The sequence below is a fragment of the Sulfitobacter sp. AS92 genome (genome assembly GCF_038900015.1).
GTDB lineage: Bacteria > Pseudomonadota > Alphaproteobacteria > Rhodobacterales > Rhodobacteraceae > Sulfitobacter.
In genome coordinates this window covers 171772-187052 of record NZ_JBBMQL010000001.1, presented here as the reverse complement: position 1 = coordinate 187052, position 15281 = coordinate 171772, and the positions used below count along the sequence as shown (strand labels likewise).

General features: G+C 59.1%; 18 protein-coding genes. 8 read left to right on the top strand and 10 right to left on the bottom strand.

The genetic code is table 11. From position 1 onward, the window contains the following. Positions 1–4: 4 nt before the first annotated feature. The 3 genes from WNY61_RS00905 (at position 5) to maiA (ending at position 3146) form a co-directional block, all read left to right on the top strand. Positions 5–1714, top strand: coding sequence for a hydantoinase B/oxoprolinase family protein (locus WNY61_RS00905; RefSeq protein ID WP_342849571.1), 1710 nt, complete (start codon positions 5–7; stop codon positions 1712–1714). Positions 1715–1812: 98 nt separating this feature from the next. Continuing rightward, positions 1813–2502 (top strand): fumarylacetoacetate hydrolase family protein, encoded by a 690-nt coding sequence (locus WNY61_RS00900; protein WP_342849569.1) that lies wholly within the window; start codon positions 1813–1815, stop codon positions 2500–2502. Then, on the top strand, positions 2499–3146 hold the full coding sequence (gene maiA, locus WNY61_RS00895; RefSeq protein WP_342849568.1) for a maleylacetoacetate isomerase: 648 nt from the start codon (positions 2499–2501) through the stop codon (positions 3144–3146). Before WNY61_RS00900 ends, maiA begins: the two co-directional genes overlap by 4 nt. A gap of 3 nt (positions 3147–3149) precedes the next feature. Here the strand turns inward: maiA and WNY61_RS00890 are convergent, their stop codons facing one another. The 4 genes from WNY61_RS00890 to gabT all read right to left on the bottom strand — a co-directional run bounded on the left by WNY61_RS00890 (position 3150) and on the right by gabT (position 7957). Next, the gene (locus WNY61_RS00890; protein ID WP_342849567.1) at positions 3150–4517 is read right to left on the bottom strand and encodes a tetratricopeptide repeat protein; all 1368 of its coding nucleotides are present in this window, start codon (positions 4515–4517) and stop codon (positions 3150–3152) included. Then, a complete protein-coding gene (locus tag WNY61_RS00885; RefSeq protein ID WP_342849566.1) occupies positions 4514–5323 on the bottom strand; it encodes an alpha/beta hydrolase in 810 nt (269 codons plus the stop codon). The genes WNY61_RS00890 and WNY61_RS00885 overlap by 4 nt, the downstream gene beginning before the upstream one ends. Continuing rightward, positions 5316–6305 carry a P1 family peptidase gene (locus WNY61_RS00880; protein WP_342849565.1) on the bottom strand — a complete coding sequence of 330 codons (990 nt, stop codon included), beginning with the start codon at positions 6303–6305 and terminating at the stop codon, positions 5316–5318. Before WNY61_RS00880 ends, WNY61_RS00885 begins: the two co-directional genes overlap by 8 nt. A gap of 251 nt (positions 6306–6556) precedes the next feature. Continuing rightward, positions 6557–7957 carry a 4-aminobutyrate--2-oxoglutarate transaminase gene (gabT, locus tag WNY61_RS00875; RefSeq protein ID WP_342849564.1) on the bottom strand — a complete coding sequence of 467 codons (1401 nt, stop codon included), beginning with the start codon at positions 7955–7957 and terminating at the stop codon, positions 6557–6559. A 158-nt stretch (positions 7958–8115) separates the two neighbouring features. On the opposite strand from gabT, the gene WNY61_RS00870 reads away from it, so the two are divergent. Next, on the top strand, positions 8116–8691 hold the full coding sequence (locus WNY61_RS00870) for a cupin domain-containing protein (protein ID WP_342849563.1): 576 nt from the start codon (positions 8116–8118) through the stop codon (positions 8689–8691). A gap of 65 nt (positions 8692–8756) precedes the next feature. On the opposite strand, the gene WNY61_RS00865 is transcribed toward WNY61_RS00870, so the two are convergent. The 4 genes from WNY61_RS00865 to WNY61_RS00850 form a co-directional block, all read right to left on the bottom strand. Then, positions 8757–8924: a hypothetical protein gene (locus tag WNY61_RS00865; RefSeq protein ID WP_342849562.1), complete on the bottom strand. Its 168-nt coding sequence runs from the start codon at positions 8922–8924 to the stop codon at positions 8757–8759. Between the two features lie 139 nt (positions 8925–9063). Continuing rightward, a complete protein-coding gene (locus tag WNY61_RS00860) occupies positions 9064–10788 on the bottom strand; it encodes a histidine kinase dimerization/phosphoacceptor domain -containing protein (protein WP_342849561.1) in 1725 nt (574 codons plus the stop codon). Between the two features lie 2 nt (positions 10789–10790). Beyond that, positions 10791–11348 carry an RNA polymerase sigma factor gene (locus WNY61_RS00855; protein WP_342849560.1) on the bottom strand — a complete coding sequence of 186 codons (558 nt, stop codon included), beginning with the start codon at positions 11346–11348 and terminating at the stop codon, positions 10791–10793. After that, the gene (locus WNY61_RS00850) at positions 11348–11518 is read right to left on the bottom strand and encodes a NepR family anti-sigma factor (protein WP_007118479.1); all 171 of its coding nucleotides are present in this window, start codon (positions 11516–11518) and stop codon (positions 11348–11350) included. Before WNY61_RS00850 ends, WNY61_RS00855 begins: the two co-directional genes overlap by 1 nt. A 94-nt stretch (positions 11519–11612) precedes the next feature. Between WNY61_RS00850 and WNY61_RS00845 the strand changes: the two genes are divergently transcribed. The 3 genes from WNY61_RS00845 (at position 11613) to WNY61_RS00835 (ending at position 13185) form a co-directional block, all read left to right on the top strand. Next, a complete protein-coding gene (locus tag WNY61_RS00845) occupies positions 11613–12422 on the top strand; it encodes a response regulator (RefSeq protein WP_342849559.1) in 810 nt (269 codons plus the stop codon). Positions 12423–12527: 105 nt separating this feature from the next. Beyond that, complete coding sequence (locus WNY61_RS00840; RefSeq protein WP_040700402.1) at positions 12528–12833, top strand: DUF883 family protein; 306 nt, start codon at positions 12528–12530, stop codon at positions 12831–12833. Between the two features lies 1 nt (position 12834). Next, positions 12835–13185, top strand: a complete 351-nt coding sequence (locus tag WNY61_RS00835; protein ID WP_342849557.1) for a phage holin family protein — start codon at positions 12835–12837, stop codon at positions 13183–13185. Here the strand turns inward: WNY61_RS00835 and WNY61_RS00830 are convergent. Continuing rightward, positions 13136–13507, bottom strand: coding sequence for a hypothetical protein (locus tag WNY61_RS00830; RefSeq protein WP_342849556.1), 372 nt, complete (start codon positions 13505–13507; stop codon positions 13136–13138). The two genes, WNY61_RS00835 and WNY61_RS00830, sit on opposite strands and share 50 nt — an antisense overlap. An 89-nt stretch (positions 13508–13596) precedes the next feature. Here WNY61_RS00830 and WNY61_RS00825 point away from each other — a divergent pair, with 89 nt between their 5' ends. Beyond that, on the top strand, positions 13597–14325 hold the full coding sequence (locus WNY61_RS00825; protein ID WP_342849555.1) for a Crp/Fnr family transcriptional regulator: 729 nt from the start codon (positions 13597–13599) through the stop codon (positions 14323–14325). A 3-nt stretch (positions 14326–14328) separates the two neighbouring features. Here the strand turns inward: WNY61_RS00825 and WNY61_RS00820 are convergent, their stop codons facing one another. After that, positions 14329–15258, bottom strand: a complete 930-nt coding sequence (locus tag WNY61_RS00820; protein ID WP_342849554.1) for a YihY/virulence factor BrkB family protein — start codon at positions 15256–15258, stop codon at positions 14329–14331. Positions 15259–15281: the final 23 nt, after the last annotated feature.

Below are 15281 nucleotides of genomic sequence, written 5' to 3'. Positions count from 1 at the left end.
CCCCATGGCACAGACACATTCAAACGTCGCCTATCAAGTCATGTGGAACCGGCTGATCTCGGTCGTTGAGGAACAGGCGCAGGCACTGGTGCGCACGGCGTTTTCGACCTCGGTGCGCGAGGCGGGTGACCTGTCCGCTGGGGTCTATGACACCGAAGGTCGGATGTTGGCGCAGGCCGTTACCGGCACGCCGGGTCATGTCAACGCAATGGCCGATGCCGTGGCGCATTTCATCCGACGCATCGGGCGGCAGAACATCCTTGAGGGCGACGTCTATATCACAAACGATCCGTGGGAAGGCACCGGCCACCTGCATGACATCACTATGGTCACGCCCTCGTTTCACCGCGGAAAGCTGGTCGGTTTCTTCGCCTGTACTGCGCATATCGTTGACATCGGCGGGCGCGGTTTTGGCGCGGATGCGGCGAGTGTTTACGAAGAAGGGCTGTACCTGCCAATCATGAAATTCGCCGATGCAGGACGTGTGGATGAAACTCTCGTGCGCATCATCCGCGGCAATGTGCGCGAACCGGATCAATTGATTGGCGACATCTACGCCCTGACGACGTGTAACGAGATTGGCCATCGCAGACTGGTGGATATGATGGAGGAATTCAAACTTGATGATCTCACGGGGATCGCCAGCTTCATCCTCGACAACTCCCGCCGTGCCACCTTGGAGCGGATCAACGCGCTGCCGCGTCAGCAGGCCAGTGGCGAGATGACGATTGACGGATTCGACACGCCGATCACGCTCAAGGTCACGGTCAGCATCGAAGAGGATCGCATCTTGTCGGATTTTGCCGGCACCTCGGGTCTTGATAAGAAGGGCATTAACTGCCCGCTGGTCTATACCAAAGCCTACGCCTGCTACGCGTTAAAATGTGCCATCGCGCCGGAGATACCCAATAATGCGGCCTCGCTCGCACCCTTCCAGATCGCCGCGCCTGAAAACAGCATTGTACACGCGCTGCACCCCGCGCCAGTCGCGCTGCGCCATATCGTCGGACATTTCGTGCCGGATACGGTCTATGCCGCGCTGGATCAAATCCTGCCCAACATGGTGCCAGCCGAAGGCGCGGGCTGCCTGTGCAACTTCCAAGTCAGCCTGCGCCCTCGCACTGATGCCGAAGCACCAGCAGGCGCTCGCCGGGCCGAGGTGCTGACCTTCAACTCCGGCGGCTCTGGCGCGCGGCCACAGCATGACGGGTTGAACGCCACGGCCTTCCCTTCGGGTGTGATGACCATGCCGGTAGAGGCGACGGAACATGCCGGCCCGGTGGTGATCTGGCGCAAGGAATTACGCCCTGACAGCGGTGGCGCGGGGCGTCAGCGTGGCGGGCTGGGGCAGTATATGGAGGTCAGCGCCCGCGAGGGGCATGAGTTTGACATGCAGGCGATGTTTGACCGCGTCGATCACCCGGCGCGCGGGCGGCAAGGGGGCAAGCCCGGCGCGCCTACGACCATCGCGCAGGACGATGGCACTGCGATGCGTGGCAAGGGCAAGCAGTTCGTGCCGCATGGTCGAAAGGTGATGATGGCCTTCCCCGGTGGTGCGGGCTACGGCGATGCATCTGAGCGGCCCAAGGAACTGGTCAAACGCGACCTGCTGCGCGGCTATATCTCTGCCGAGGTCGCCGCCGCGGACTATGGGCTGAGCGCTGAGGACATCAAAGAAATCCAAGAGGTGATCCGCACCGGGGGCGATTTGTGAAAGACTTGCACCCCAAGGCGTTATAACCGCGCGGGGGTCATTGACTGTTACAAAGCGTGGGTGTTCCTTGGCGGCAACATGCCAAGAGGAAACCAGTGATGTATGTGATTGACCCCCCCAAGCAAAGCAGCCTTGCCGTGCAAGGTAGCGAAGACCGTTTTCCGGTGCGCCGTGTTTTCTGCGTGGGCCGTAACTACGAGGCACATGTGCTTGAGATGGGCAACGACATGCGCGACCCGCCGTTCTTTTTTACCAAACCTGCTGATGCCACGCGCGATACGCCCTGCACCGTACCCTATCCCCCTCTGACAGAGGATTTCCACTTTGAGATCGAGCTTGTCATCGCAATTGGCAAAGGCGGCGCGAACATCGAAGAGGCGGATGTAATGGATCATATCTGGGGCGCATCGGCAGGGATCGATTTCACCCGCCGTGACCTTCAGGCCCAAGCCAAGAAGATGGGCCGCCCGTGGGATTGGGCCAAGGCGTTTGACAATTCCGCCCCCATCGCGCCGCTTTTGCCCATCGCCGATGTGGCGTCGGTTGAGGCAGGGCGCATCTGGCTGGCGGTGAACGGTGAGTTGAAACAAGAGGCGGATCTGGCGCAGATGATCTGGTCGGTACGCGAGCATACCGCGACCCTGTCACGGGCAGTCACATTGGCACCGGGCGATATCATCATGACTGGCACGCCAGCCGGGGTCGGCGCCGTGGTGCCGGGCGATGTGCTTACCGGCGGTGTTGATGGCATTGCTGAGTTTGAGGTGACCATCGGCCCGCAGGAATGAGTGATCTGGCCCTGCATAATTATTTCCGCTCCTCGACCTCGGTCCGGGTGCGGGCGGCGCTGAACCTTAAGGGGTTGCGCTATGATTATGTGGGGATTTCTTTGCTGGCCGGAGAACAGCATCAGGCTGAACATCTGGCGCTGAACCCTTCGGGGGCGGTGCCGACGTTGGTGACAGAGCAGGGGCCGCTGTCGCAATCTTTGGCGATCCTTGAATGGCTTGAGGAGGAACACCCCGAACCGCCGCTGTTGCCTGCCGACGCGTGGGGCCGGGCGCGGGTGCGCTCACTGGCCTATATCGTGGCGCAGGACGTGCATCCGGTGAATAATCTGCGGGTGCTACAACATCTAGAGGTCGAGTTTGGCGTTGATGCCCCGGGAAAGGCTGCGTGGTTTGCCCATTGGGCCAGCGCGGGCATGGCGGCACTTGAGACGCGGCTGGCGCAGGAGCCTGAGACAGGCGACTTTTGCCACGGCGACTGCGTCGGTCTAGCTGATCTCTGCCTCTATGCGCAGGTGATAAACAATGCACGTTTTGGGGTCGATATGACCCCTTACCCGATCATTCAGCGCATATATGCTAATTGCATGGACGTGCCGGCATTAAAGCGCGCCGCGCCTGACAATCAGCCCGATGCGTTCTAGCGCTTAAGTGCTGGCCAGCGTCCGCTCGGCCCGGGCACGCGCTTGGGCCGCAAGGTCGGGCAGGCCGGTCTTTTCATACACTTCGCTCAGCATCAGGTTCAGCGGCACGCCATCGGGGTCATAGGTCCGGCGCATCTCCAAGACCTGCTGCGCGGCAGAGGCACGGCCATCGCGCACCAACGCGTCGAGGTGGATTTGCTCGAACAGATCGCGCTGCGCGTGGCTGCCGCCGCATTCTGCCATGCGGGGTAGGGCCATGCCCAGTTCACGGATCGCTGTGGCCCAATCCCCCTTGGCATGGGCGGCGATGCCGCGCGCGGCGGGCAGGGCCACTTCGGCCCATGCGGCGTGGTCATAGACCGATGTGTCAGCGGCGCGGGTGTCGATTGCCGTGAGCATCTCAGCCGCCTCGGCCCGGTCGGTGCGGCAAAGCGCATAGAGGTATTGCAGCGTCAGGAAGGGGCTGACCGTATCTTGCCCTCGCGCGGCGACATGGTCGGCCACATCACCCCAGCGGTCGCCTACGTCGACACCTGCAAACTCCATTCGCGCCAGTAGAGACACCGCGCCGACCTGATCTTGGGAATAGTCCTTCTCCAGCCCCCAGATGTGCTGGTCATAGGCGGCGCGCACGTCGTCATGGCGGCCTTGCGACAGATAAAACAGCGCCAGATGCCACCAGTTGTGACTGCGCATGAACGAGTTCAGATCGGTCCACGTCTTAGCCACGCTTTCCATGAAACGTGCGCCTTCCGCCACGCGGCCTTGCGTTAGCATCACATGGGCCAGCGCGTGATGCGCCCAAGGCTCATCATGGCGCAGCTCCATCGCGCGGCGGGCGGCGGCCTCGGCCCGGTCGAGCAGGTGGCACTGCTCATAGCCAAAGGCGATCATGCCGTGGGTATAGGCAATGTCTTCGGCCCCGGGGAGAGATTTCAGCGCTATACGCAGCATGCCAGCAGCATCGCCTGCGTTGAACAGGTGGTATTGCGCCAGCTTCAGCATCGCCAGATCGCGCGGCCATTGGTCGGTGATGGCGTCACATGCGGCGACGAGGGCGGGCACATCTCCGTCGATCCAATGGCCCACGGCGCGGATGACCTGCTGTTCGCGGGCGTTTGCGCCGGGCGCGGCCTTGGCACGCGCCAAATAAGGACGCGCTTTTTCCGGGGCGATGGGGTGTTCAAGAAACATCCACAACAGCGCGGCATAGGCATTAACCAGGGGGCCTTCTGGGTCGGCATCGGCGGCGGCGATAATGCCTGCGGCTTTGGGTTGGTAGGATAGAAAGCCGTGGATGAAATCGTCGATCGCCTGCTGGGTTTCCGGGCGGCTGGCGGTTGTTTCCAATCCGTATAGGTCTTGGGTCATCTCGGGTCTCCGGCGGTGTCGTGGAATTGGCGCAGATGTTGGGCGACGGCGGGGGCAGCGTCCCAATGGATCGAATGGCCCGCGTCGGGCAGGGTTATCTGCACCACATTGGGAACCTGCGCAAAGGCGTCTTCGGCGGCGGCGCGGGGGATCAGCAGGTCTTCGGCACCGTGGAGCACTTGGGTCGGGCAGGTCAGATCAGAGGGCCGCACCGTGGGGCGAAAGCCGCGCAGTGCTTCGAGTTGATGGGCCATGGCATCCGCGCTTTGCGCATGGGGATAGGCCAATGCGGCGGCAAGGGCGGTCTCAGTATTTGTCGGATCGGAAAAGAAACCGGGGGCGAAAATCCAAGGGTAGAGCGCGCGCAGCCAAAGCTGCTCCCCTTGCGGCGCGCGGCGGACGGCGAGCAGCGCGTCGAACACCGCCATGGTGCGCGGCGCACGGACCGGGGCGGAGGCGAGGATGCTCATCGCTTGGATGCGGTCGGGTGCTAGGCCAGAAAGCTCCATCGCCATCAGGCCGCCCATGGAATGGCCGACAACGTGAAACTTTGCGTGTCCCAGCTCATCCATCAAAGCCAGCGCATCACGGGCCATCTGCGCGACAGAGGTTTCGGCATCCCAGGGCGTCGTCCGCCCGGTGCTGCGGTTGTCGGGGCGGATGAGGGTGAAATGCGCAGTCAGTAGCGGGGCCAAAGCGCCCCAGCTCGCGCTATCGCTCAGCATCCCCGCCAGCATCAGCAACGGCGGGCCGCTTCCGTCGATCTCATAATGCAGGGTGATGTCGGGCAAAGCGAGTTCAGGCATTCAAGGTGCTCCAGCAGGGCAAGAGGTCACCCTCGGCGGGGGTGGCGGTGTAGATCGCGCGGGCAATGGCACGCGACAGGCACAGGGCGGCGGCATGGCCGATCATCGCCACATCGCCCGCAGGGCGCGCAGCGGTCGATAGGGAAAATACCAAATCGCCGTCATTGGGCATATGCGCAGGCACAACGGCGCGGGCGATGCCGTCATGCGCGGCCACGGCGACACGCTGGCATTCGGCCTTGGTCAGGGTGGCGTCGGTGGCGACGATGGCGATAGTGGTATTGGCACGGGCCGACATGGCGGCCATTTTGCGGCTTTCGAAAGTGAGGCCCAGACCGGCGGAGGGGGCGGGCCCCAGCCCGCCAAACTCTCCGTTGATCTCAAAGGGGGCGGCGTGGAAATGGCGGTCTCCGGGGGTGGTGACCGCGCCGACCGGGTTGGCCCCGACCAAGGCGCCGACCATGCTGCCATCGGGCAGTTGCAAACTCGCCGAGCCGAGCCCGCCTTTGACCATCGCGCTAAGCGCGCCCGTGCCCGCGCCGACAGTGCCTATTTCAAACTCTTTGCCCGCCGCCTCCAACGCCTTGCGGCCCAGATCGGCGTAGGGGTTCTGCGCCCAATCCTTGTCACCGCCGTTGAGTAAATCAAACAGGATCGCGCCGGGCACCAGCGGGATCAGCGCATCGCCCACGCGGAAACCACGACCCCGCGCGCGCAGCGCATCGACCACACCCGAACAGGCATCCAGCCCGTAGGCAGAGCCGCCAGAAAGCACCAGCGCGTCCACCGCCGCAACGGTCTTGTCCGGGGCCAGCAGATCAGTCTCGCGCGTGCCGGGGGCGCCGCCCATGACGTGAACGGATGCCGTGAAGGGCGCGTCGCCGATCAGCACAGTGCTGCCGGATTTCAGTCGCGCGTCTTGTGCATTGCCGACCTTGATCCCCGCCACGTCGGTGATCAGGTTGCGGGGGCCGGGTTTCATCGGGGCGGTCATCTGCGGGGCTGGCGCGGTGATGCACTATTCACGTGAAACAACTGTGGGCTGATGCTGATGAGCGTAGGTCTTGTTAGGGGCATCGTCACTCCGGCTTTGGTTTGAGGCGGAGTTTGCGCGCTTCGCACGTCGATGCCAAGACCCGCTGGCGACAGAGAGCGGGAGGCTCAGTATGCGGCGCAAAAAAGGCGCGCAGGTTGCCCCGCGCGCCCGATCTGTCCAGCCATTATAGGCTGATTTTACTTTTGCTCTTCGGCCACAGCGGCGGCGACAGCTTCTTCAAAGATTGTCAGACCTTCGTCCACAATCGCATCCGACGCGGTCAGCGGCACCATGACGCGCACTGCGTTGCCGTGCATGCCACAGCTCAAAAGCAGCAGGCCGCGCTTCAGGGCGTGGGCGATGACGCGCTTGGTGAAATCCGCGTCCGGCTTGGCGCTGTCGAAGTCGGTCACGAACTCAACGGCGACCATGGCACCAAGACCACGGATGTCCCAGAAACGGTAGGGCGCGGCGCGTGCGCCGATCTCGGCAAAGCGGGCCTTGAGCGTTTCGCCCATGGCGGTGGAGCGGGCGAGCAGGCCTTCTTCTTCGATCGCCTCGATTGCGGCGAGCGCTGCGGCACAAGCCACCGGGTTGCCGCCATAGGTGCCGCCCAAACCGCCGGGGATCATCGCGTCCATCAAATCGGCGCGGCCAATCACGCCAGCCAGCGGATAGCCACCAGCCATGGATTTCGCCACAGTGATCAGGTCAGGCACGACGCCGGAATGCTCGATAGAGAACCACGTGCCGGTGCGGCCAAAGCCCGCCTGCACTTCGTCCGCGATCAGCAAGATGCCGTGCTGGTCACAGATCGCGCGCAGTTCTTGCATCATGTCAAACGGCACGGGGGTGTAGCCACCTTCGCCAAGCACTGGCTCGATGATGATTGCTGCCACACGCTCGGGCTGTGCATCGGTGAGGAAGAGGTTCTTCAGCCCGGTCAGCGCGTCCTGAACGGTGATGCCATCACGGACGGAAGGGAAGGGCGCGCGGAAGACATCCGCCGGGAAGGGGCCCACGTCTTTTTTGTAGGGGGAGACTTTGCCGGTCATGCCCAGCGTCAGCAGGGTCCGGCCATGGTAGCCGCCGGTGAAGGCGATGATGCCCGAACGGCCAGTCGCGGCGCGGGCGATTTTGACTGCGTTTTCAACAGCTTCAGCGCCAGTGGTGACCAGTAGAGTCTTTTTCGGCGCGTCGCCAGGCGCCAAGGAGTTCAGCTTCTCTGCCAGCTCGACATAGGGGCCGTAGGGCACAACCTGAAAGCTGGTATGGGTGTAGAGGTCTTCTTGGGCCTTGGCCGCTTCGACGACCTTGGGGTGACGGTGGCCGGTGTTGAGCACGCCGATGCCGCCGACGAAGTCGATGTAACGGTTGCCTTCCACATCCCACAGTTCGGCATTCTCCGCGTATTTCGCATAGATCGGCGCGGCAGAGGCCACCCCGCGCGGCACGGCAGCATCGCGGCGTGCGACGAGATCAGCGTTGGTCTGACCATTTGACTGCGTGGCTGGGTTTGCTTCGACAACCTTCATTTGCGGCGCTGTCTTGGCCTTGTTGGCGGACTTCCGAGACGATTTTTTGACGGTGCTGGACATGAGACAGATACCTTATTGCGAAAGTAAGAGGGGCATTGAGATGGGTCGTTTAAAAAATCCATATTCTGTTTAATATAATTGTCAATCGCCATCGTAGCCTCTATCAGATAATTCCCATGACCATCAGTTGACCCATCGCCAAAGCCATGCAGAGTGCGATGAGGCCCGCAAAGGACAAGTCATTGAACGTCGGCGATAAACTTAGAGCGATCCGGAAAAAGCATGGGTTGTCCCAACGTGAGCTTGCCGCCAAGGCCGGGCTTACTAATGGCACGATATCGCTGATCGAAAAGAACCGGACCAGTCCCTCCGTGGCGTCACTAAAAAGCCTGTTGGACGCGATTCCCATCAGTATGGCGGAGTTTTTCTCGATTCTAGAGGAGGACGACAGCGCCAAAGTCTTCTACCGCGCACAGGAGCTGACTGAGATTTCGCCCAGTCATCAGGGGGGCGTATCGCTGCGTCAATTGGGCAATGCCGCGCATCACGCGCTACAGGTGCTGCACGAAACCTATGAGCCTGGCGCTGACACCGGGCCGGAGTTTCTGCGCCATGAGGGCGAAGAGGCCGGCGTGGTGGTGCGGGGCAGTATTGAGGTGACGGTAGACGGCGCGGTGAGCCTTTTGCACGCCGGGGATGGTTATTTATTCGACAGTCGACTGCCGCACCGGTTTCGCAACATTGGCGATGAGATTTGTGAGATTGTTAGCGCCTGCACGCCGCCGAGTTTTTAAAAAACCCACCTTACAAAGATCGACCGCCCCGAGCATTCTGCTCGGGGCGGTCGATGGGTGTCAGGTTAGTAGTCTGACCGGTAGTTTGACCTTTGGGCCTCCGGTTGCCGCTCATCGCGCCGGGTGCGCTCATCATCCGAGTTAAGTTCCCGCCTGCCCGTGGTAAGGGCAAGTATGATGACCGCGGCTAAGGTCAGGATGGTCAGACCGCCGAGAAATAGCTCCGTGGTCATCTCCGTATTCCCTTTTCGCACTGCGTTTCAGATGCTCAACCGCGCGCAGCTCAAAGGGTTCCGACTAATTTTCACGCATGACGAGTCTGTGACCCGCTTGCCATGATTCCGGCAAGATTCCGCACAGCCTTCCGAGGGATCAGTAGTCGTAGACCATCTTGCTGTCTGTCGGAACGGGGAAATTTACGCGAATTTGGTAAACACCGTCCGTGGTTTCAACTTCAACCTGTCCATTAAGTTGCCGGGTGAAGGCAAGGATCAGCCGCGATCCCAGCCCCGTGCCTGACTTAACTTCTTCAGGGTTGCCGATCGTGTTGCGCACCTCAAGCATCGCTTGTTCCGGCCCGGTGTGGATGAGTTTAAGCGAAATGAAGCCTTTGCCGTGTTCAACTGTGGAGACGTATTTAAGCGCATTGGTGAGGGCTTCGGAAACCAGAAGCGTCAAAGGAGCGGCGTCGTCGGCATCGATCTCAATGGTTTCAAAGGACTGATCAACCTTTACGCCAGAGCCGGAGGCCAGCCCCACGGAAAGCAATTGCGCCACGATTTCGCGCAGCAATTCGCTCGCGTTAACCCGCACCAGATCGTCGTTTTGATAAAGGTTCTTGTGCACAGTGGCGAGGCTGAGGATCCGGTCTTGCAGGCGGCGCAGGACAAACCGTGCGTCTTCGCTTTTGGCCTGCCGGATCTGCATGTTCATGATCGATGAGATAAGCTGCAGGTTGTTTTTAACGCGGTGATGAACCTCTTTTAGCAGGATATTCTTCTGCCGAAGGCTGTCTTCCAACGTCGCCTCATCCCGCAGGATCGATTCCGCCATACCGACAAAGGCTGACTCCATTTCAACCAGTTCGGTAGGCACCGAAGGACCGAGCGTTCCGCGCGGCAGGGTGCGGTTCAACGCAAAGCGGCGCATTTGCCGACCGAGTTTGCGGATGTGGTTAATCGCCAGTCGATTCAGCGCCCAGAATGCCACGATGAGGCTGGCCAGCCACATGACGATGGGCAAAAGTGCACTTAGCCGTGTTGAAACTCCGGTATCAAGAAAGGGTGTGTCGATAGGCCAAACGCTTAACGCGAAGACCGTATCAGGCACGATCGGAACAATCGCATAGGCGCGCTCTTCGTCTTTGAAATTGTGCGACAGGAAGACATTCGGTTCCTTGGTGGTCAACAAAGAGAGGGCAACATCGCTGGGATATTCATTTTTCGCCACCTCAAGCCCGTTTTCCGTGGTGAGGATGTGACCCATTTTATTGATCGTCATCATCGCAACACTGCTGTGTTTGCCTTTCGGTTCGCGGATTGCGTTAATGGCATCTTCTGGAATGCTCAGCGCCATAAAGCCAATCAACTCGCGGTTTTCATAGACCGGGGCATTGATGAGCGTGACCACCTGATTGCTAACCGACCCCTGCAGTACCGGCATGGCGCGACGGACTGGCGCCTTTAGCAGCGATTGAAAATTTTTGTCGTCGGAAAAATCATGGTCCTGCCCAGTGGAAGAGCAGGTCATACGCCCATCAAGTCCGATGAAACCGACGAGCGAATAGATGTCAGAGGCTTGTTTATATTCTTTAAGGAACGCCGTGCACTCTTGGGGATCATCGCGGCGAAGGCGCACGATAGAAGTCAATGCCTCTGCGGCACCGAAGGCTTCTTGGATCACCCGACGTTCGGCGGCAGAGGCTTGTTCAGTCACGGCGATCAGCGACAATTCCGCGCTTTGACGGCTTTGATCCGCAATCTGCCGCGTCTGCACAACCGCGATTAACCCAATGGGCAAAAGCGCGAGTGACAGAAACAGCAGAATACGGATCGTCAGCCCACGCATCAGATCACCGCTGAAGAAGCCAGAAGTCATATTTAGAAGGAAGAAACTTTAGAGGAAGATAGAACGGACATGGTCGCGTCGTCAGTCATCTCAAGAGACTCATTGTCATGATGGCCAAGCAGTTCTGCAAGACGCGCGCGGGCCCGATTTGTACGACTTTTAATTGTACCAACGGCGACACCGCACATATCCGCCGCTTCTTCGTAGGAGAAGCCAGAAGCTCCCACTAGCAACAAAGCTTCGCGTTGTTCATCTTTCAACAGGGCAAGCGCCTTACGAAAGTCGGTCATCTGCATGTGGCCATCATGGGCGGGCTTTTCAGCCAAACCTTCGGTTAGCACGCCGTCAACATCAGATACTTCGCGTTTGGCTTTGCGACGCGAGGAATAATAGGTGTTGCGCAGGATCGTGAACAACCAAGCACGCATGTTTGTGCCGACTTGGAACTTCTCAATGTTCGTCCAGGCCTTGACCAAAGTGTCCTGAACCATGTCATCTGCCGTGGCGCCATTACGGGTGAGGCTAATGGCAAAGGCCCGCATGGCTGGCAGATGCTCTACCAGCTCGTCGCGCGGATCGGGACGGCTCATTATGACGTTCCTTTTTCTGAATCCTGTTGCTTCAGCTTTTGCAGCAGATCCTTGAAACGGTCAGGGATGCCTTCGTCGAGCGTCTCATCGAAGACACGCTTGAGGTTGTCGTCGATGACGCGCTCGCGCTCGTCCTTGTTTCCTGAATTCACTAGCATCACCTCTGGCATCGTCGTCTCATTTGATTAATTATGTACGCATACTGGAACCAAACACAATGTCAGGGTGTTTGGTTCCAAGAAAAGTAAAAAAGGATTCGACTAGATGAACGATGCGACACAAAAGACCAGCATCAGCGATGAACTGGGTGCCAACATCCCCTACCTTCGCCGGTTCGCGCGGGCGATGACGGGCAGCCAGACCAGTGGCGACACATTCGCCGCAGCGGCGCTGGAGGCCATCTTGGTTGATCGCTCGGTGCTCGACGGGGTGGATACAAAGACGGGTCTTTTCAGAGTTTTGTACGGAATTTGGGCCAGCGCAGGCGCACCCGTGGAAGAGGGCGAAAGCGGCCCTCGCGCCAAGGCGCAGCGCCACCTTTCAAGCCTGACCAACAACAGCCGTGAAGCGCTTTTGCTGCACACGATCGAGGGTTTTTCCCACGGCGAGATCGCGAAAATCATCGGTGTAGATGAAGACGAAGCTGACGAGTTGATCCAGATTGCCCACCGCGAGATGGCCGACAGCACCTCGGGTTCGGTGATGATTATCGAAGACGAAGCGATCATCGCGATGGATATTGAATCAATCGTTGCAGAAATGGGCCACCGCGTCACCGGCATCGCGCGCACGCGTGATGAGGCCGTGAAGCTGGGCAAGGCGGACGTACCTGACCTTATCCTTGCGGACATCCAGCTGGCCGACAATTCATCCGGCATTGATGCAGTGAACGACCTGTTGAACGAACTTGGGATGCGCCCCGTGATCTTTATCACCGCCTTCCCCGAACGTTTGCTGACTGGCGACAAGCCAGAGCCTGCCTTCTTGATCTCTAAACCCTACTCGGTGGATCAGGTTGTTTCGGCAGTGTCACAGGCGATGTTCTTTTCCTCCACAGAAACGCTCAACGCTTAAGCTGGGTCTGAATGAAAGAGTTTCTTGCGCAACCGTATGCGCAGGGAACTCTTTGCATTTAACGACAGCGCTGCCTAACATCACATGAACATTCAGGAGGCCCACATGGCCAAGACCACAACTGCTGCGGCAAAAGAGCTGACAATCGATGATCTGTCGTCGCAGATTGACCTGCTTAAAAAAGACATCGCTTCGCTGACCGAAACCTTGGGCGACTACGGCAAAGCCAAGTCGGATGAGATGCGTGACAACGCCCGCGCCGCGGCCAATGATTTTGCCGAAACGGGCCGCGCCAAAGCGATGGAAGCCCAAAAGCAGGCCGAAGAATTTTTGCAGGCTCAGCCGGGCACAGCATTGGGCATTGCGGCGGGTATTGGTTTTCTCGTCGGTATCGTGACGGCACGCCGCTAAGATGCTTTCTTCGGTGATGCAACATCTGCGCGGGACTATTCGCCGCGCAGCGCGTACCGCCATGCTAAGCGCGGGCGCTGCGATCTTTTTGCTGATCGGACTTTTGTTCCTGACGCTCGCGGCATGGCTCTACCTCGTCACCGTGACCACAACCTTGACCGCCGCGCTGATCCTTGGCGCGGCCTATTTCGGCGTTGGTTTTCTGTTGCTTGCACTGGCTGGCGCAGACGGCAACGCCTCGCGTCAACCGCAGCAGCAAGAAGCGCCAGTTTCAACCGAACATGACGGGCTTAAAAATCTGGTTATGGCATTTCTGGCTGGCATAACTGCGGGTCAGAAAGCGCGGCGTTAACCGCACGCAACAGCGTGTTGCTTGAGAATGGGCGCGTGATGTACCGCAGCCCCGGTTCAGGCTCTGCCAGACGGGGTGTATCGTTCAAGATACAAATGATCGGAAACCACACCTGTAGATTACGCAATTCAGGTAAATACTGATGTAGCTGATCTTGCCGCAACGATAGCACTGCAAGCAGCGTGTGGTTGATGTTTCCCACCAACTTGCTGAGATCCAATGCTTCCAAAACGCTAATTTCCGATTGCGGAAAGGCAGCAGAAAGCGTTTCACTTATGTCTGAACAGACCAACAGGTCCGGTTCGTAGATCACGATCGACATGGTCTTTCCCCCGGTGAACAAAGGCTTCGGTGTAGGGGCGGCGTCATACTGGCGCATTAAACTATGACATAAGAGGGCAATTTTATCTAATGACGACTCAATGCCGCTATTGCCCCCTTCAGCGCAAAGATGCGTTCATCGCGATGTCGAAAGAAGAGCTGAGCTTCATGGAGAAGTTCAAGTCGGGCGAACTGACCGTTGAGCCCGGCACGCCGATCCTACTGGAGGGATCGAACGCACCCCAGCTTTATACCGCACTTACTGGTATGGGCATCCGTGACAAGACGTTGGAAAACGGCAATCGTCAGGTCATCAGTTTTGTTTTTCCTGGTGATTTCATCGGCTTGCAGGCGGGCATTATGGGGGAAATGGGCCATTCGGTTGAGGCCCGCACCCATATGCGGCTGTGTGTCTTCAACCGCAGCGAGTTTTGGAATTTCTTCAAATCCCACCCCGAACGCGCCTTTGACATCACATGGCTTGCCGCCATCGAAGAGCACTTCATGGGCGAAGTCCTTGCCACCATCGGTCAGCGCACCGCGATCCAGGCCATTGCTTGGGCGATGGTCAAGATTTTTGAACGCGGGCAATCGCTGGGCATGGTGACTCACAATCAAATGCCATTGCCATACTCTCAACGCGATCTGGCCGATGCCCTCGGGCTTTCAGTGGTTCATACCAACAAAACGCTTGGCGCACTGAAGGAGCGGCAGTTGCTATCATGGTCCGACAGGGTATTGCAGATTAACAACCTGGCCGCCTTGGCGAAGGTCGGTATGACCTCCCTAGAGGGCCGTCAGAAGCGCCCCCTGTTGTGACTTTTATTCATTCTCGACTTCAATAAAGGTGTCCGCGGCCTCTGCCCCGCGCCGCCCCCGAGGTTTGGCCGGTCCGACGGTACTGTCTGGCTTTGTACGCCGCTCAACCTGCGCGTTAAGCGCGGCGCCGAACAGGATTAAAAAGCTGCTGATCCAAAGCCAAACCAGCATCGCAATGACGGCCCCAATTGAACCATAAACCTGATTGTAGTTGCCAAAATTGGCTACGTAATAAGAAAACCCAATTGAAATTACAGCCCAAGACAGTACGGCCAAGATCGCCCCACTGCTAAGCCAAGGGAGCCGCGCCGCACGCCGGTTCGGCCCAAAGCGGTAGAGCACCCCAACACCGGCGAAGAGCACCACAGTCGCCACAGTCCAACGCAGCAGATCAGCCACAGCGTTGCCAAAGGGGCCAAGAGGGATAAAAGCAAGGATGATGGGTGCGACCACCACAGCCAGCAGCGCTACGATCCCGACAGCCACAAGGCTGACCGTTAACAGGAGCGCATGAAGGTAATGTTTGGCCGCGTTGCGGTTGCGCTCATTGTAGACAGAGTTCAGCCCAATCACCATCGCGCCGACCCCTGCGCGCGCTGACCAAAGCGCCACCAGCAAGGAAACGATACCTGCCCAGCCGAGCGTATCAGCCCGCGCGGTAACCAAACCCGTTACCTGAGTATTAATGATGTCATAGACATCGTCAGGCAGCAGCCCGCGTACCTCTTCCAACTGGGCTATCACAACCACCGGGTCTGAGATCAGTCCCAACAGCGCGATCAGCGCCGCTAACGCCGGGAAAAGCGACAACATAGCGAAAAACGCCACCCCGGCCGAGATCAGCGCAAGATTATCGCTCGCCGCTTGTTTCAAGCTGGCCTTAAAGGCATCCCAATAGATCGCCGGTCGGGTCGGAGGTCTGCGCAGTACCAAAGCAATTCCTTTTAGTCCGACCC